At 49.1% G+C, this 15,603-nt stretch carries 22 protein-coding genes; 14 read left to right on the forward strand and 8 right to left on the reverse strand.

Translation table 11 applies throughout. The features are described from left to right. Positions 1 to 15 precede the first annotated feature (15 nt). Together ACQKD4_RS02390 and ACQKD4_RS02395 are read right to left on the reverse strand one after the other, a co-directional pair. Positions 16 to 1,335, reverse strand: coding sequence for a PTS sugar transporter subunit IIC (locus tag ACQKD4_RS02390; protein WP_427372357.1), 1,320 nt, complete (start codon positions 1,333 to 1,335; stop codon positions 16 to 18). Further along, positions 1,332 to 2,651, reverse strand: a complete 1,320-nt coding sequence (locus ACQKD4_RS02395) for a 6-phospho-beta-glucosidase (RefSeq protein WP_427372358.1) — start codon at positions 2,649 to 2,651, stop codon at positions 1,332 to 1,334. Before ACQKD4_RS02395 ends, ACQKD4_RS02390 begins: the two co-directional genes overlap by 4 nt. A gap of 174 nt (positions 2,652 to 2,825) precedes the next feature. Between ACQKD4_RS02395 and ACQKD4_RS02400 the strand changes: the two genes are divergently transcribed. The 5 genes from ACQKD4_RS02400 (at position 2,826) to ACQKD4_RS02420 (ending at position 5,756) form a co-directional block, all read left to right on the forward strand. Further along, entirely contained in the window at positions 2,826 to 3,542 is a 717-nt protein-coding gene (locus ACQKD4_RS02400; RefSeq protein ID WP_214694104.1) for a GntR family transcriptional regulator, read from the forward strand. 125 nt (positions 3,543 to 3,667) lie between these two features. Then, entirely contained in the window at positions 3,668 to 3,823 is a 156-nt protein-coding gene (locus ACQKD4_RS02405) for a hypothetical protein (RefSeq protein ID WP_427372359.1), read from the forward strand. Between the two features lie 98 nt (positions 3,824 to 3,921). After that, positions 3,922 to 4,623: an ABC transporter ATP-binding protein gene (locus ACQKD4_RS02410; protein WP_427372360.1), complete on the forward strand. Its 702-nt coding sequence runs from the start codon at positions 3,922 to 3,924 to the stop codon at positions 4,621 to 4,623. Next, a complete protein-coding gene (locus ACQKD4_RS02415) occupies positions 4,623 to 5,390 on the forward strand; it encodes an ABC transporter permease (RefSeq protein ID WP_427372361.1) in 768 nt (255 codons plus the stop codon). Before ACQKD4_RS02410 ends, ACQKD4_RS02415 begins: the two co-directional genes overlap by 1 nt. A 3-nt stretch (positions 5,391 to 5,393) precedes the next feature. Further along, a complete protein-coding gene (locus ACQKD4_RS02420; RefSeq protein WP_427372362.1) occupies positions 5,394 to 5,756 on the forward strand; it encodes a VOC family protein in 363 nt (120 codons plus the stop codon). A gap of 41 nt (positions 5,757 to 5,797) precedes the next feature. Here ACQKD4_RS02420 and ACQKD4_RS02425 read toward each other — a convergent pair whose 3' ends face one another. The 6 genes from ACQKD4_RS02425 to ACQKD4_RS02450 form a co-directional block, all read right to left on the reverse strand. Continuing rightward, the gene (locus ACQKD4_RS02425) at positions 5,798 to 5,989 is read right to left on the reverse strand and encodes a hypothetical protein (RefSeq protein WP_427372363.1); all 192 of its coding nucleotides are present in this window, start codon (positions 5,987 to 5,989) and stop codon (positions 5,798 to 5,800) included. A gap of 85 nt (positions 5,990 to 6,074) precedes the next feature. Continuing rightward, a complete protein-coding gene (locus ACQKD4_RS02430; protein WP_427372364.1) occupies positions 6,075 to 6,257 on the reverse strand; it encodes a hypothetical protein in 183 nt (60 codons plus the stop codon). A gap of 119 nt (positions 6,258 to 6,376) precedes the next feature. After that, positions 6,377 to 6,976, reverse strand: a complete 600-nt coding sequence (locus tag ACQKD4_RS02435; RefSeq protein WP_427372365.1) for a short chain dehydrogenase — start codon at positions 6,974 to 6,976, stop codon at positions 6,377 to 6,379. A 118-nt stretch (positions 6,977 to 7,094) separates the two neighbouring features. Beyond that, positions 7,095 to 7,427: a DMT family transporter gene (locus ACQKD4_RS02440; protein ID WP_427372366.1), complete on the reverse strand. Its 333-nt coding sequence runs from the start codon at positions 7,425 to 7,427 to the stop codon at positions 7,095 to 7,097. A gap of 11 nt (positions 7,428 to 7,438) precedes the next feature. Continuing rightward, on the reverse strand, positions 7,439 to 7,747 hold the full coding sequence (locus tag ACQKD4_RS02445; protein ID WP_214820898.1) for a DMT family transporter: 309 nt from the start codon (positions 7,745 to 7,747) through the stop codon (positions 7,439 to 7,441). Position 7,748: 1 nt separating this feature from the next. Then, positions 7,749 to 8,276 (reverse strand): TetR/AcrR family transcriptional regulator, encoded by a 528-nt coding sequence (locus ACQKD4_RS02450; protein ID WP_214784249.1) that lies wholly within the window; start codon positions 8,274 to 8,276, stop codon positions 7,749 to 7,751. Positions 8,277 to 8,393: 117 nt separating this feature from the next. Here ACQKD4_RS02450 and ACQKD4_RS02455 point away from each other — a divergent pair, with 117 nt between their 5' ends. The 9 genes from ACQKD4_RS02455 (at position 8,394) to ACQKD4_RS02495 (ending at position 15,602) form a co-directional block, all read left to right on the forward strand. Beyond that, on the forward strand, positions 8,394 to 8,960 hold the full coding sequence (locus tag ACQKD4_RS02455) for a zinc dependent phospholipase C family protein (RefSeq protein WP_427372367.1): 567 nt from the start codon (positions 8,394 to 8,396) through the stop codon (positions 8,958 to 8,960). Further along, positions 8,957 to 9,244 carry a hypothetical protein gene (locus ACQKD4_RS02460; RefSeq protein ID WP_427372368.1) on the forward strand — a complete coding sequence of 96 codons (288 nt, stop codon included), beginning with the start codon at positions 8,957 to 8,959 and terminating at the stop codon, positions 9,242 to 9,244. Before ACQKD4_RS02455 ends, ACQKD4_RS02460 begins: the two co-directional genes overlap by 4 nt. Before the next feature lie 2 nt (positions 9,245 to 9,246). Then, positions 9,247 to 9,468, forward strand: coding sequence for a hypothetical protein (locus ACQKD4_RS02465; RefSeq protein WP_427372369.1), 222 nt, complete (start codon positions 9,247 to 9,249; stop codon positions 9,466 to 9,468). Between the two features lie 230 nt (positions 9,469 to 9,698). After that, complete coding sequence (locus ACQKD4_RS02470; RefSeq protein ID WP_427372370.1) at positions 9,699 to 10,709, forward strand: siderophore ABC transporter substrate-binding protein; 1,011 nt, start codon at positions 9,699 to 9,701, stop codon at positions 10,707 to 10,709. A 9-nt stretch (positions 10,710 to 10,718) separates the two neighbouring features. Further along, positions 10,719 to 11,723 carry an ABC transporter permease gene (locus ACQKD4_RS02475; protein ID WP_427372371.1) on the forward strand — a complete coding sequence of 335 codons (1,005 nt, stop codon included), beginning with the start codon at positions 10,719 to 10,721 and terminating at the stop codon, positions 11,721 to 11,723. Beyond that, positions 11,720 to 12,778, forward strand: a complete 1,059-nt coding sequence (locus tag ACQKD4_RS02480; RefSeq protein WP_427372372.1) for an iron chelate uptake ABC transporter family permease subunit — start codon at positions 11,720 to 11,722, stop codon at positions 12,776 to 12,778. Before ACQKD4_RS02475 ends, ACQKD4_RS02480 begins: the two co-directional genes overlap by 4 nt. After that, positions 12,775 to 13,527, forward strand: coding sequence for an ABC transporter ATP-binding protein (locus tag ACQKD4_RS02485; protein WP_427372373.1), 753 nt, complete (start codon positions 12,775 to 12,777; stop codon positions 13,525 to 13,527). The genes ACQKD4_RS02480 and ACQKD4_RS02485 overlap by 4 nt, the downstream gene beginning before the upstream one ends. Positions 13,528 to 13,602: 75 nt before the next feature. Beyond that, positions 13,603 to 14,298, forward strand: coding sequence for a ferredoxin--NADP reductase (locus ACQKD4_RS02490; protein WP_427372374.1), 696 nt, complete (start codon positions 13,603 to 13,605; stop codon positions 14,296 to 14,298). 83 nt (positions 14,299 to 14,381) lie between these two features. Further along, complete coding sequence (locus ACQKD4_RS02495) at positions 14,382 to 15,602, forward strand: hypothetical protein (RefSeq protein WP_427372375.1); 1,221 nt, start codon at positions 14,382 to 14,384, stop codon at positions 15,600 to 15,602. Position 15,603 lies beyond the last annotated feature (1 nt).

Genomic DNA, 15,603 nt, shown 5'->3' on the forward strand with positions numbered 1-15,603 from the left:
GGATTGTTTCGGTTTTCACGAAATCTTTTCTCCTTCCTCAGTTGCAGCTTTGTTTTTGTTGATTTCAGCTGTCATCGCTCTTGCTCCTGCCATGACGAATGGGATATACATCGCAGTCGCAATCGACAAGTTGACGATTTGTAGCAGGACACCACGGACGCTACCGCCAGTGACCAAATATCCGCTGATGATCGGTGGTGTCGTCCAAGGAACGATGGCGACCGTCTTCGGAACCATCCCTGTTGAGAGGGCGACGTAAGAGACAATCGTGAGTGTCACCGGCACTAAAATGAACGGGACGAGCATGATCGGGTTCAAGACGATTGGAAGACCGAAGATGACCGGTTCGTTGATGTTAAAGAGACTGGCTGGTGTCGAGAGTTTTGCCACTTGGTGATATGGGTGATTCCGTTGTTTCCGCACGACGATGAAGATGGCGAGCAAGAGCGCGAACGTCGTACCGGATCCACCCATGAAGACGAATGCATCCAAGAACGGTTTTGTGACCGTGTATGGGACATCAAACGCTGATGTTCCCGCTTGGAAAGCTGCCAAGTTCTGTTCGATGAGTGGAAGATAAACCGGTTCAATGACCGCACCGATAATGTTTGTCCCGTGAAGCCCGAAGAACCAAAGGATGTGATTCAAGAATGCGATGACAAGGGCAGCTGGAAGCGAATCTCCGAAACCTTGGAGCGGTTGTTGAATCGCTTTGAAGATGACTTCAAACACACTGAGTTCGACGACGAGCGTCATGAAAAGTTGGAATCCTGCGACGACTGTCAAGATAATCATCGATGGGATGAGCGCTTGGAACGAACGCGTGACCCCACCAGGTACTCCTTCTGGCATCTTGATTGTCAATTTCGTATTGATGAGATAGCGGAACATTTCCGTGACGGCAATCGACACGATGATGGCGACGAAGAGCCCTTGGGCACCGAGCCATGCGAAACTGAGACCCCAGTCGGCAGTGACCGGTACGAGCATGATGTATGAGGCGAGCGACAAAATCCCCGCCGCAAGTCCGTCAATCCCGTACGAACGGGCCAAGTTATACCCAATTGAGAAAGCGATCAGTAGACCGAGTATGGCGAACGAAGCGTTCCAGATGCTTCCGCCGAGTCCTTGCCAATTCCCTTCGCCGAACATGTTGTTCATCGAGCCAACGAAGTCGAGCGAGAGACTGCCGATGTTGACAGCAGGGAAGTTGTTAATGAGGACGGCGAGCGACCCGACGATGATGAGTGGCATGACGGAGACGAACCCGTCACGGATGGCGACTAAGTGCCTTTGGGACCCGATACGTCCCGCGATTTCAATAAACTTGTTCATGAATAGACCTCCTTCTTAAATTGGGGTAGGTACGCCTCGTGCGCTGTGAACAGCTCCTTGAGAAGCGGATCGATCCGTTTCTCGTCTTGGATGAGCGGGTTCATGAGGCAGGCAAGGTAGGCGTCCTCGTAAGAACCGGATACAGCCGCCTGAATGGCGAGCTGTTCAAACGTTTTTAAGTTCGTAATGAGTCCACGAATCGGGAGCGGTAATGACCCGATTGTGATCGGACGAGGACCAGACTTCGTGATGACGGCGTTCACTTCGATGACTGCGTCATCTGGTAAATCCCGAATTGTGCCGTTGTTGAGCGTGTTGACCGTCTGGATGTCGCCACGGTCGTTGTGAATCGAGTCCATCAAATTGCAGGCGGCATCTGAATAGTAGGCGCCTCCACGTTTTTCAAGCTCTTCCGGTTTGACGGCGAGGTCGACGTCTTTATATTTCTCGAACAACTGCGCCTCGACTTGTTGGACGACTTCGGCACGGGTGCCGTTTTGTTCGTACGCCTCGAGGTCTTTTTTCAACACGTCTTTCGTCTGGAAATAGTACTGGTGATACGGGTTTGGTAACATGCCGAGTGACGATAGGAACGATTCGCTCCATCCGAGACCGACGATGTTCGCTGGCGAGTAATCGTTCCCAGCGTTGAGCGAAGAAAGGACGTCACCTGTCCGATCCACGCCGTCGACCCAGACATGACGACCGAAGACGAAATGGTTCAATCCGATAAATTCAATCGCGACTCGTTCGACCGGCGTCTCGAGAATCTCTGCGACCGAGTTCCGCATGTTGAACGGGATGTTGCAGACACCGATGACCTTCTTATGAGATGAGTGCTTGAGTACGGCCTCGGTGACGATGCCCGCCGGATTGGTGAAATTGACGAGCCAGGCGTCCGGACAAATCTCGGCGACTTCATTGGCCAAGTCGATTAAGACGGGGATTGTGCGGAACGCTTTGAATAATCCACCTGCGCCGTTCGTCTCTTGTCCGATGAAGCCATGCTTGAGCGGGATGCGTTCATCGAGCGCACGTGCCTTAAGTCCGCCGACCCGAATCTGTGTCGAAACAAAATCTGCGCCGACGAGCGCGGCTTTTCGGTCGAGCGTCCAACTGAGTGCGATCTCGGCATTTGCCTTCTCAATCATCCGTTTTGCGAGACGACCGACAATCTCTAGTTTCTCCCTCCCTTCTTCGATATCGACGAGCACGATCTCCCGAACGGGGAACGATGCTTGCCGATCAATCAATCCTTCGATGATTTCCGGGGTGTAACTAGACCCACCGCCGATGATGACGACCTTGACTGCCATGGTGTCAACTCCTCCTTTTGAAAGCGATTTCTTTTTGTCGTAACAAATATAACAAATAGTACAACTTTCGGCAATATAAAAAATACAAATAATACAATTAGTTTTTTGTATTTGCAATTGTATGCTTGCTGTATCACAATAAAGGAACCAACCTAACGTAAAGGAGATGGAGATATGTCGCAATCGACGCTCCAAACCGCAATCAAGGATGAATTGTTGTCCCGCATCAAAAGTGGGCATTATAAAGAAGGGGAGAAATTTCCGACCGAGTACGCGCTTTGCGAGGAGTTCGATGTGAGCCGAACGACGGTGCGTGGCGCCCTCAATCAGTTGACGACGGAAGGGTATTTGGTCCGTCAACAAGGTCGCGGCACGTTCGTCGCCGGAAAGAAAGTACAACAGACGTTGTCGTATACACCGAACAACTATGCGGCCCAGCTCGCCGTTCAAGGGAAGCGTGGTCAAGTCGCGTTGATCGACATCTCCGTCATCTCGGCATCCGGTCAAATCGCTTCAGTGTTTGAAGCAGAGGACAATGCGCCGATTCAAAAGATTGAGCGGATTCGTCATGCGGACGGGGAACCGACACAGTATGAGGTTTCATTCATCCCGTGGAAGATTGCACCGGGGATCACGAAAGAACAGGCAGAGCATTCACTCTTCCGAACACTGGCTGAAGTCCACGATGTCCATGTCGCGAAGACGACAGAGGCATTGGAGATTGCCCTTGCCGACGAGAAAGTGAGTACGCTCCTCAACTGTCCACTCGGGTCACCATGTTTCCATATCGAGACGGTGACAGAAGACGAGTCGGGACGAGCGATTGAATATTCACGCTCGTACTTCCGTGGGGACAAGACGAGCTTCGTCATCGAACGGAATTATAACTAACAAAAGCGCTCGACTGTTTCGTATGAAAACGTTCGGGCGCTTTTTTATGAAGTGATTCAAAAAGGATATGAGGAAGAGAAAAACGAAGATACATACGATCAAATTGGATGGTGGGAGTGAGTAACATGACGATGTTTACAATCTTAGGTGTCTTGGTCTTCGGACTATTGCTGTTAGGAATCGGTGCTGTGATGAAGAAGCGGTGGTTATCCATATTCTCGATTGTTCCAATAGCGATTGCTGTAGGACAACTTGCGTTTCTTTTTTTGATGGGGATGTAATTTTTCTCAACAACGATTGTGCATAAACTTTCCCCATACATATTGGATGCAGTCGATTCCTGAGTTTATGTACACTAGAACCAGGAGGCGAGAGAAGCATGTCAATTATTGAATTCAAAGATGTGAGTCATCAAGACATCCTGCACCATGTGTCCGGGACGTTTCGGGAAGGGCGAATCACGACGTTCGTCGGACCGAGCGGCGCCGGCAAGACGACGTGTCTGAAGCATATCAATGGATTGCTTTCACCAGACACAGGCACGATTCTTTTCAAAGGGGAAGACATCGCGGAGATGAACATCCTCGAGCTACGAAAAAAAATCGGGATGGCGTTCCAAAGCGCGCCGATGATTCAAGGGACAGTGTACGATAATTTGAATCTTCCAAAAGCTATCTTTGACGAGACACTCGACCGCGACCGGGCTACCGAGTTGCTCCATCGCGTCGATTTGAGTGAGGCACTCCTTGACCAACCCGTCAAATCACTGTCGGGCGGGGAACGAAGTCGGGTCGCCATCGCCCGGACGCTCGTTAATAAACCCGACGTACTCTTGCTCGATGAAATCACAGCGAGCCTCGATTATCGGACAGTGAAAGAAATCGAGCGACTCATCCGAAAACTGCAACAATCGTATGGCGTGACCGTCATCTGGATCACCCATGACTTAGATCAGGCGCGACGGGTGAGTGACGACATGTGGTTCTTGAAAGACGGGGAACTGCTTGCGTATGGGGACGCATCGTTCATTGATGAATCGGACGATCCGGTCATCCAACAATTCGTCAGGGGGGAAGATTGATGTCATACATTGAACTCGCGACAGCGCTCATCTTCGTCGTCATCCCGCTTGTCTTGACGCTCGTCCTACGACTCGGACTCGAGCGAGATATTATCATTGCGACCGTCCGTTCCATCATTCAACTGCTGATCATCGGCTATATTTTGACGTTCGTCTTTGAGAGCGACAGTCCGATTTTCATGCTGTTGATGATCTTACTCATGATTGTCGCCGCGACACAGAATATCCGACGGAAAGGGGACGGGATTCCGGGTATCATGTGGATCATCGTCCTGACGCTTGTGACGATCGAAGCGCTGACGATGGGTCTCATGCTCGGGCTCGGCATTATCCCGTTTGAACCGGAGAAGGTCATTCCAATCAGCGGGATGGTCATCGGGAACAGCATGGTGTTGTCGCTCCTCTTCTTAAATAAGTTTAAAGACGAGGTCGAGCGGAGTGATGACGTCATCGAACTCATCCTCTCGCTAGGCGGGACACCGAAAGTGGCCATCGACCGCAGCTTGAAGAATGCGATTCGCACGAGCATGATTCCGACCGTGGAGGCACAAAAGACGATGGGACTCGTCCAGCTACCGGGTATGATGAGCGGTCTCATCATCGGTGGGGCAGATCCGATGGAAGCGGTACTATACCAACTTTTGATTCTGTTCTTGATTTTGACGACTGCCTCCATTTCGGCGACACTCGTTGGTTACTTGGCGTATCCACGCCTGTTCAACGAGAAGATGCAGTATATCGGATTGACCTATCGGAAGGGGAAATGAAGCATGATCACAGGAATTCATCATGTACAGCTCACAATTCCAACTGGAGCGGAACGAGAAGCGAAGGCGTTTTACTGCGACTTTCTCGGTCTACGTGAAATCGAGAAGCCGGACTCACTGAAAGGGCGCGGTGGATTTTGGCTTCAAGTCGGCGACCGTGCCGTTCATGTCGGTACTGAGGACGGCGTCGAACGACAGAAGACCAAAGCGCACATCGCGTATGCTGTGACGGATTTAGGTCACTGGAAGGAAGCGCTTCAAAAGAATGAGATTCCTTATTCCGAAGCCATCCCGATTCCTGGGTTCGATCGATTCGAGTTCCGGGACCCGTTCGGCAATCGGGTCGAAATGATTCAAGCATTATAACAAAAGGGAGCATCCATCGCGGATGCTCCCTTTGTCGTTCGTCAAGAAATACAGAATAGCTGCGTCAATTGTCTCCATTGGGCTGGATAGGCGTTACTACCGCTATGTTCATGAATGAGTATTCCGTTAACGTATACGCTAAGGTTCCATTGTGTACCATCTACAGTGATGACGCCTTCGGGTTCTTCGAACACGGCTGGCCAGCGATGCGTTCCGAGTGATTCAAACTTCATACGAATTTGTTGTGCTTCTTCGCCTTCGAATTCCTCGGATATCGAAAGGGCGGATTGATCGACGTGACGAAGGACGATACCATTTTCAAAAAAAGGTCAGGGTACTCACATCAAACACACCAAAGCCACCGACACGAAAAACGGCCTCAATGGACGATTGTTCTGGACGCTTCAATCGACCGGTGAAGCGAAGTAGTCGACTTGGGAACGGGTGGCGGACGAATGGTGGAGGAATGTCAAAAAGATCGCGCAGTGTTTTGTGATTCATGAACATTCAACCTTTCTCGCATATAAGTTGTCCTGAGTATAGCGGAGTTCTTATGGATGAGTAGGTAAAATAACGTTCAAGGTACGAAAAAAAGCACCTCCCAACGAGATGCTTTGCAGTTAATATACTTCATACGTTTGTCCCGTCTGAGCGCCTTCGACGCTCTTCACATAAGCGAGGGCGACCCGTTCACCCGGCACCGCCGCGTAACCACGGAAATAAGGACCATACGCATCGAGTGCTTCGATGAGAACGTTCGGGCTGACGTTGTTGATGCGGATGCCCCGTGGCATCTCGATCGCCGCACCGGTGACAAAGCCTTTGATAGCACCGTTCGCGAGTGCAGCCGATGCGCCTTCTTTGATGGGATCGTCCATCAAAATCCCACTCGTCAGTGTGAAACTGCCGCCATCGTTCACATAATCAAGTCCGAGAAGGACGAGATTGACCTGCCCTTTTATTTTGCTGTCGATACTCTTCTGATTGTCTGCCGGCGTCATCTCGGAAAGTGGACCGAAATGTGTGCTGCCCGCCGTACTGATGACCGCATCGACGCGACCGACTGTCTCGTACATCTGACGGATGCTGTCTTCAGAAGTGAGGTCGACTTGCACGTCCGCTCCGTTACGCCCAGCTCGGATGATTGTATGTGTTTTCTCCAATTCGTTTGCGACGGCCTGACCGACCGTGCCGCTTGCCCCTACGAGTAAAATATTCATGTGAAAATTGCCCCTTTCGTCACGCCTAGATTCCTTTTCAGAGTAGCGGAAGGTGAGGACGTTCGGCAATCAAGTTGCTTCTAGTGAGCAACTGCTTCTCAAGTACAACGAAGATGGTTCAAGCTGCGGCTTTCTGCCCTCGTTGATTCATCACGATGACCCCAAGGACAATCAATAACAAACCAATCCCGTTCAATGCGGAGAGGACTTCTCCATATACGAACACGCCGATTAGACCCGTCGCCACCGTACCGAGTCCGGCCCAGATGCTATAGGCGATACTGAGCGGGATTGACTTCAAGACGATGCCCATGAGGGTAAATGAGGCGGCGAAACTAACTAAGAGAATGACACTCGGCACAAAGTTCGTGAATCCGTCCGATAGCTTCAACATCGACGTCCCGAGTACCTCGAATGCGATGGAAAAGAACAGTAAAAGATAAGCTTTCATCTTGAATCACCTCACAATTTCATAAAGACGAGCCCGATGATCACGAGCGCAATTCCGGTCACTTTTTGACGACTCACTTTTTCGTGGAAGACGACAAAGCCGATCACAGCCGTGAGCGCCGTCCCGACACCGCTCCAAAACGCATAGGCGAAGCTGAGCGGGATGGTGAAGAGCGCCAGTGATAACAAATAAAACGCCGTCCCGTAGCCGACGGCGACCCCGAGAATCGGAAGTCGATTCGTCGAGGTGGCGTTCACTTTCAACATGCTCGATCCGAATAGTTCGGAAACGATGGCCCCAATCAAATAGATAAATCCCATGTCAGCCACCTCCTTCAAGTAACTCATCACACGCCTCTCGGATGAGTGTCGCCGCACGATCTTTGAACGATTCGCTATATCCATACAAAACAGCGAACCAAAAGCCGTCACAGAGGAGACGGAGTTTTAAAATCGCATCTTGGTCGGGACCGTCGGCTGCGAACCGTTCGTTCCAACCGGTCGAGACGTTGCTCCAAATCGACTCGCTCGCCGCATCTTCTTGTGAGGAGATGAAGACGGCGATGAGGTCCGTGTCTCCATGGTCGACATCATCCAATGTAGCGAGGGCATAAGCACGAGTAAATGGATACGGACCATCCGACAAATGGTCGGTGATTCGTGTTTCGAACGTCTCGATGGCCATCTCGTTCATCTGACGCAATAAGTTGGCCTTACTGTCAAAATGATAAAGGACACCGGCTTTCGTAATCCCTGCTTTCGTCGCCAATCGTTCGAGTGACAACTGACTAATGCCGTCCTCTCGAATCATCTGGGCGGCCGTCTGCAGCAACAATTGTTTTTTACTCATCGATTCACACCCCACTTTTACTTTACTGACCGTTTAGTAAAGTCATCCTACCAAATAATGATTCAGGTTGTCTAGCGAAATGACTGATGGAATAATGTGGGAAAGGGGGGTGTCGGTATGGGCTCACATTTGATGCATCTCGTTATCGCGAACGAGATGGTAAACGGGTTATCAGAACTCGATGAGGTTGCATTCACACTCGGAAGTCTTGCGCCGGACGCGACGACCGAAAAAGGAGATTCGCATTACTATGCGGGAAGACACGACGATTTATCACGTCGTCTCGATCTCGAACAGTACTGGCGTGATAGCGAGGGAGAGGACCGCTCGTTTCGACTCGGTTACTATGCGCATCTCGTCGCGGATGAGATCTGGCTACAAGGGTTTTACAAAGGCTGGTTGAAAGAGGTCATCACCCAAGACCCGTCAAAGCAGGCTGCCTACTATGCAGATTTTGATGCCTATAATGCTCGCCTGTCGAGACGACTAGGGGAGTTCGATTTCGAACGATTAAAAGGGGATCCGGCTTTCGATGAACTAATCGAAAAAGTCGAACGAGACGCGGTGATGACAGAAGAGAGGACGTACACCATGTTCTTGCCGCACCAGTTCGATGGCTATGTCGATACGTGTGTTCGCCGTTGCTTGGAGATGGTGAAACGGAAGCAGGCGATACTCATATGAACAAGCGATTTGCACCGCTATATGCGACGCTCGGACTCTTCATCTTGACGGTCATCACATTCTTCACGCTGAACGGACGGGTGTTTTTAGATCTCGAGTTAATGCTAGTCATCTGGGTGTATATTGTGATTGATTTCGGATTGTTCGTCACATTGATTTGGGGATTGTTTTGGAAAGATCCAGTCGTCAAAATATACACAATTCTTGCGACAATCGGATTAATGATTCCGCTTTCGATTTGGATTTTCCTGTTGCTGTTGGCGAACGGAATCTCGGAGGCATAACCATGGTGACTAGAAAGAAATCACGGTCACCGTTCCTTGTTCAGACAATTCCGATTCTGTTGAGTTGCGTGATTTTTGGACCAATTGGTCTGGCCCTCGTCCTGGTCTATTGGCGCAAAATCGAACAAAAGAACAGATGGGTGTATGTGATGATCGCTATCGTCTTCACCTTGTTTGATGCGCTTGATTATTTCATGGATGGTCTACTCTATTATTTGATTTGAGAAAATGGATCTTTCCATTTTCTTTTTTTATGCATTTTATAGAAAGAAAAAATTTCCTATCCGAATCTTTACAATTTGACGTTGCGTATCCTTTTTTTGTTTGATATGCTACTTGATGAAAACGACAATGATAATCATTATCACTGATAACGAGAAAGAAAAAGAGATATACATAACCAACATGACTCGTTTTTTGGTGGAAGAATCATTGAAACTTACATACAGAGGAGATGGATGAAGTGGGGAAATTTAAACTTTCACTCATGTTGACGTTACTCGTCTTCGTACTCGCCGCATGTGGCGGAACGAGTGAGACGAAGCAAGAAGAAAACGTCGACGGTGCAACAAAAACAGAGACAGTCGAGATTACAGACGCGCACGGCACAATCGAGGTACCGGTCAATCCGGAGAAAGTCGTTGCCCTTGATAACCGTACATTCGAAACATTGGCAGCATGGGACATTGACTTGGTGGCGGCACCAATCGGACTCCTTCCAGCTGAGTCACCATACGCATCAGACAAAGACATCGCAGACGTCGGTATGCACTTTGAACCGAACTTAGAGGCGATTGCGGGAGTGGACCCGGACGTCGTCATCGTCGGTCAACGTTTCGCGGATTACTACGAAGACATCAAAAAGTTGGTACCAGAAGCAGCGGTCATCGACTTGAACATTGAGATCCCAGAAGATGCAGGGACACCGGGTGAAATCTTGGTTAAAGGATTGAAAGACACGACACTCACGCTCGGCCAAATCTTTGACAAGAACGAAGATGCAGCACAAATTGTCGCTGATCTCGATAAGTCAATCGAAGATGCAAAAGCAGCGTATAACGGAGAAGACACAATCATGTCTGTCATCGTATCAGGAGGAGACATCGGATTCTCAGCACCGGTGACGGGACGCGTGTTCGGACCGATGTACGATATCTTCGGATGGGTACCAGCACTTGAAGTCGAGAAGATGACGGGTGACCATGAAGGCGATGAAGTATCTGTTGAAGCCATCGCAGAAAGCAACCCGGACTGGTTGTTCGTCCTAGACCGTGATGCACCACTCGGTGACGCAGAAGGAGCAGTACCGGCAGAGGACGTCATCGATAACGCACCTGCACTTCAAAAGACGACGGCTGTGACAGAAGACCAAATCGTTTACGCGCCAAAAGATACGTACTTGAACGAATCGATTCAAACGTATTCGGAATTCTTCAACAGCGTCGCGGAAGCACTCACGAAGTAAGGTTCGATTATGCAAAAACCGTTGACAGCCAGGGTTGAGACGATGTCTCAGCCCTCCTTTTCTAAATTGTGGACGAAGTCGTTCGTATTCACCGTGATCATCGTCCTCGGTTTGGCGGTGCTGTCGCTCTTCACAGGCGTATATGACTTATCACGGACAGACGGCTTCGATATGTTTTGGATCACCCGCGTCCCTCGTACGGTCGCGCTCATGCTGACGGGAGCGGCGATGGCGATGGCGGGACTCGTCATGCAGCTCATCACGCAAAACCGACTCGTCGAACCGACGACGACGGGGACGCTTGAATGGGCAGGGCTGGGCTTACTCACCGTGTACTTGCTCGTTCCGGCACCGAGTCTCATGATGCGGATGACCGGGGCAATCGTCTTTTCTTTCATCGGAACGATGGTGTTCTTCTGGTTCTTACGTTCGGTCAAACTCCGCTCGTCACTCATCGTCCCGATTATCGGACTCATGCTAGGGGCGGTCATCTCCGCCATCTCGACGTTCCTCGGTCTATTCTTCAGAGCCAGTCAGGCAATCGAGGGCTGGTTCGTCGGGTCATTCGCTTCGGTACAAATCGGGCGTTATGAATATTTGTGGGTCATCATCGTCGTGACGGTGCTCATCTTTCTGCTGGCGAACCGCTTGACGCTAGCAGGGCTCGGGGAAGACATCGCGACGAGTCTCGGTGTGAACTATAACCAATTGATGATGATTGCGACCGGACTCATCGCCTTGTCGGTCGGGGTCGTGGCGACGGTCATCGGGAATTTACCGTTCCTTGGCCTCATCGTCCCGAACCTCGTTTCGATGTTTCGTGGAGATGATTTACGCAGCAATCTGCCGTGGGTCTGTCTTGTCGGAATGGGTGCGATTCTCGTGAGTGACTTGATCTCGCGGACAATCATCATGCCGTTCGAACTCCCCGTCTCGCTTATTCTCGGAACGGTCGGTGCGTTCGTCTTTATTATGATTCTATTGCGGCAACGTAAGAAGGGAGGGGTTCGATGAGTACAGTCATTGAACGAGATGCTGTTGAAGTGAAAGTCGGGGCATTGACAGAAGAACGTCATGCTTCTGCGTTTCAATCGAAACGAGCGGCACGTCGCTACTGGCTCTTTTTAAGTTCGTTTATTCTCGGGGGACTCTTGTGCGCGCTCGGTCTTCTCCTTTACAACAACCCGGTCCCGATGGACTCGCCGTCATTTGTGCCGGTCGTCGAACGGCGAATCGTCGCCATTGTGACGATGCTCATTGCGGCACTGTGTCAAAGTCTTGCGACGGTCGCATTCCATTCCGTGACGAACAACCGAATTATCACACCATCGCTTCTCGGATTCGATGCGCTTTATTCGACGATCCAGACGAGCATGGTGTTCTTCTTCGGGGCAGGGGCGTTAATCGGATTTTCTGGAACAGGCGCCTTCTTGACGCAAGTCGGGCTCATGGTGACGATGAGTCTTCTCTTATACGGATGGCTCTTATCGGGGAAATATGCGAACCTTCAGCTCATGTTGCTCGTTGGGATTATCATCGGGACAGGACTGAACTCGGTGTCGTCATTCATGCGCCGCATGCTCGCACCGTCCGAGTTCGACATCCTTCAGGCGCGACTGTTCGGTTCGGTGACGAATGCTGACGTGGCCTACTTTCCCATCGTCATTCCGATTGTTGTCATCGCTGGGTCATTGTTGTTCCTGTTTTCGAATCGACTCAATATCGTGGCACTCGGTAAGGATGTCGCGACGACGTTCGGCGTGAATCATCGGAGAAGTGTCATCTATACGCTCGTTCTCATCTCACTTTTGATGTCAGTGTCGACGGCGCTCATCGGGCCGCTCACGTTCTTCGGATTTTTAGTCGCGACGCTCAGCTATCAGGTCGCTTCGACGTATGATCATAAATACGTTTTCCCGATGGCGTTCGCCTTAGGGTTCTTCGTCCTGACGAGCGCGTATTTCTTTATGTATCACATATTCCAGACGCCAAGTGTCGTCTCCGTCATCATCGAACTGTTCGGCGGACTCATCTTCTTGGTCGTCATTTTACGAAAGAGGTCGCTATGATTCAAATCGAACAAGTCAAAAAATCGTATACAGATGACGTCCACATCGGACCGCTCACGCTCGACATCCCGAAAGCCGGATTCACCTCACTCATTGGACCGAACGGGGCAGGGAAGTCGACGACGCTCATGATGATTGGACGGTTGCTCAACTTAGACGAGGGACAGATTCAAGTCGCCGGGATGGACGTGTTGAGCACGAAGTCGAAAGACTTGGCGAAAATCATCACGATTCTTCGTCAAGAGAACCATTTCGTGACGCGGCTCACGGTCCGGCAACTTGCGGGATTCGGCCGCTTCCCGTACTCAAAAGGAAGGTTGACGAAAGAGGACGAGGCGATCATCTCAAAATATATTGACTTCCTCGACTTAACCGCGCTCGAGAATCGTTACCTCGACGAACTGTCTGGTGGGCAGCGTCAACGCGCCTATGTGGCGATGGTACTCTGTCAGGAAACAGAATACGTCCTCCTCGATGAGCCGCTCAATAACTTGGATATCGCTCGTTCGGTACAGATGATGGAATATTTGCGCCACGTCGCCGACGAGTTTGGTCGTACGATTGTCACGGTACTTCACGACATCAACTTCGCGGCGAAATACTCGGATCGGATTTGTGCGATGAAAGATGGACAGATTGCCGCGTTCGGGACGGTCGAGGAAATCATGGACGCAAAGGTTTTATCGGATATTTTTGAGACAAAACTCGAAATCATCGAAGGGCCGTATGGGCCGATTGCGGTGTATTGAGTCAGATTATATAACGGTAACTTTAACCCACAGTATTACCAATACTTCAGACTTTCATAAATGAGGAGAATTCATATGAAAATTGATTGGACACCCATCACAAAAGTCGTAAACGAAGCACCCGATACTTACACGTTCCATCTCGCCTTGCCACCTGAGTTCACGTGGCAAGAAGGGGCGCACACGCATCTCGCGCTCGAAGGATTTAACGCCGGGGACAAGCCGAACCGAAGCCTCGTCCGCCATATGTCGATCTCCACATTGCCGCACGAAGGGGCAATCGGGATCACGACCCGCATCAAGTCAGAATGCTCATCATTCAAATCCATTCTTCGGGACATGGTACCTGGGGAAAAGGTCGCCTTGTTCAAGACACATTCGAACGTCCCGCTCGAACGGAGTGGAAAGAACGTCTATCTGTTATCGGCCGGTGTCGGACTTGCGACATTCCGTCCGATCGTCCTCGAGTACTTGGCGAACGGGGAAGGTGTCCCGCATCTCCATTCATTGAACGTCGATTCGTCGAAGGCGTATCTGTTCAGTGATGTCTTCGAATCAAACGAACGCTTCACGTCCGAGTTCGTGCCGAGTCGGAAAGACTACTATGAACGAATTGAAGCGTTGGCTGCCGATCAAGATGGATTATTCTATGTCGTCGGTAGTGACGAACTGTTACGCGAGACGATTCAGGTACTTCGGACGAACGGAGTAGCTTGTGACAACATCAAAATCGACAAGCACGATTTTCAGCGTGAAGACTTTTTAAAATAATGTTCGAACCGAGGAGTCTGCCCTCGGTTTTTTTAACGTCTACCTTTATACTTTAATCAAGTGATTATAAAGGAGGACTTAAGGTGGAAGAAATATATATAGTGCTTGCTGTCCTGTTTATAACTGTTGTTGGACTTATCTGGATGAATAAACGTAAGTATTCCGAAGTAAATGTAGCAACTTCACTTTTGGAAGTGGAGCAAAATGAAGACGATCAGATGATGCATTTAGTACAAGATGAAAATTCTGCCTATGTAATGCCGGTTGATATTAAGAATATTGAAGCGTTAGAACCGGTTGAATTAGGTTCAGATTGGACAAACTCATTAAGAGAAATCATCAAGTCGGCCGGAGTGTCAGCTGCAGTTCAAATGATTAATCGAAAACAAGCATTTGAATTAGTATTTTCACCGGAAACCGAGGCTGCTATAAAAAAGGGTGTATATGAGATCAGTAAATCTAAAGACGAGGGATTATATCGTGCTTTTGTGAAAAATGGAAGAGTAATTAAGGAGCATGCAAATCTTAAGAAAATTAACCCTTTGCAAATGCGAATGTTATTACTCAGTGTAGCAACGACTTTAATTGCACAAGAGCACCTAAAAGAAATCAAAAAATCGTTAGACAAAATCCAAATAACATTAGATAATCTTGTCGCTATGAAGTTGAATGATTACCATGGACAAGTGAAGAGTTCATTTAATTACCTTGATCGTGTTCATATATTTATCAAGGAGGAATCAATCGATCATAAAGTAGTGCAACAGCTCGAGTATAATTACAAAGTCGATATCGATTCGCTTTATGCACTTTTAAAAGATATCGAGATTCCCATAAAAACGTTAAAAGAAATTAAGAAACGTACTTTCGTATTCCAAGAGGCGGATAAATTGAATGCTTTGAAAAATGTGTTGACGGAATTCCAGGAATACGAGGAATTGATTTATATGTTTCTTTTAAATACACAAGGTGCAATACACGCTATGCGCATGTTAGGTGACCCAGAAAATGCTATCGTACAGGCAACGAACCATTTAAATAAGATGAGCCAAGAATTTGAAATGAAGAGATCGGACTTTCATTTGTCACTTGAAAATTACGAAAAAGAGTTCAAAGTACGTTTTGCTCTAGAAAAACGGGAACGACATCAAATCCAACTCATTTCAAACGAACGAATTCAAGCAAATCAATTATCGATGTCTCGTTCGATTGACGTGAATTTCAAACCAGAAGTCGAACAACAAAAGATTTTTATTGTTGCTGATGGAGATGATATAAAAGTAATGGCATTGTCGAATGGCTGAC

The organism is Exiguobacterium sp. NPDC077395, assembly GCF_050269125.1.
GTDB lineage: Bacteria > Bacillota > Bacilli > Exiguobacteriales > Exiguobacteriaceae > Exiguobacterium > Exiguobacterium aestuarii_A.

Coding starts and splice junctions, on each gene's coding strand:
- ACQKD4_RS02460 (WP_427372368.1), top strand. CDS start 8,957: ATGAACAAGCGATTTGCACCGCTATATGCGACGCTCGGACTCTTCATC.
- ACQKD4_RS02405 (WP_427372359.1), top strand. CDS start 3,668: ATGACGATGTTTACAATCTTAGGTGTCTTGGTCTTCGGACTATTGCTG.
- ACQKD4_RS02390 (WP_427372357.1), bottom strand. CDS start 1,335: ATGAACAAGTTTATTGAAATCGCGGGACGTATCGGGTCCCAAAGGCAC.
- ACQKD4_RS02420 (WP_427372362.1), top strand. CDS start 5,394: ATGATCACAGGAATTCATCATGTACAGCTCACAATTCCAACTGGAGCG.
- ACQKD4_RS02455 (WP_427372367.1), top strand. CDS start 8,394: ATGGGCTCACATTTGATGCATCTCGTTATCGCGAACGAGATGGTAAAC.
- ACQKD4_RS02415 (WP_427372361.1), top strand. CDS start 4,623: ATGTCATACATTGAACTCGCGACAGCGCTCATCTTCGTCGTCATCCCG.
- ACQKD4_RS02435 (WP_427372365.1), bottom strand. CDS start 6,976: ATGAATATTTTACTCGTAGGGGCAAGCGGCACGGTCGGTCAGGCCGTC.
- ACQKD4_RS02400 (WP_214694104.1), top strand. CDS start 2,826: ATGTCGCAATCGACGCTCCAAACCGCAATCAAGGATGAATTGTTGTCC.
- ACQKD4_RS02490 (WP_427372374.1), top strand. CDS start 13,603: ATGAAAATTGATTGGACACCCATCACAAAAGTCGTAAACGAAGCACCC.
- ACQKD4_RS02450 (WP_214784249.1), bottom strand. CDS start 8,276: ATGAGTAAAAAACAATTGTTGCTGCAGACGGCCGCCCAGATGATTCGA.
- ACQKD4_RS02430 (WP_427372364.1), bottom strand. CDS start 6,257: ATGAATCACAAAACACTGCGCGATCTTTTTGACATTCCTCCACCATTC.
- ACQKD4_RS02425 (WP_427372363.1), bottom strand. CDS start 5,989: ATGAAGTTTGAATCACTCGGAACGCATCGCTGGCCAGCCGTGTTCGAA.
- ACQKD4_RS02440 (WP_427372366.1), bottom strand. CDS start 7,427: ATGAAAGCTTATCTTTTACTGTTCTTTTCCATCGCATTCGAGGTACTC.
- ACQKD4_RS02485 (WP_427372373.1), top strand. CDS start 12,775: ATGATTCAAATCGAACAAGTCAAAAAATCGTATACAGATGACGTCCAC.
- ACQKD4_RS02465 (WP_427372369.1), top strand. CDS start 9,247: ATGGTGACTAGAAAGAAATCACGGTCACCGTTCCTTGTTCAGACAATT.
- ACQKD4_RS02445 (WP_214820898.1), bottom strand. CDS start 7,747: ATGGGATTTATCTATTTGATTGGGGCCATCGTTTCCGAACTATTCGGA.
- ACQKD4_RS02470 (WP_427372370.1), top strand. CDS start 9,699: ATGGATGAAGTGGGGAAATTTAAACTTTCACTCATGTTGACGTTACTC.
- ACQKD4_RS02480 (WP_427372372.1), top strand. CDS start 11,720: ATGAGTACAGTCATTGAACGAGATGCTGTTGAAGTGAAAGTCGGGGCA.
- ACQKD4_RS02410 (WP_427372360.1), top strand. CDS start 3,922: ATGTCAATTATTGAATTCAAAGATGTGAGTCATCAAGACATCCTGCAC.
- ACQKD4_RS02475 (WP_427372371.1), top strand. CDS start 10,719: ATGCAAAAACCGTTGACAGCCAGGGTTGAGACGATGTCTCAGCCCTCC.
- ACQKD4_RS02395 (WP_427372358.1), bottom strand. CDS start 2,651: ATGGCAGTCAAGGTCGTCATCATCGGCGGTGGGTCTAGTTACACCCCG.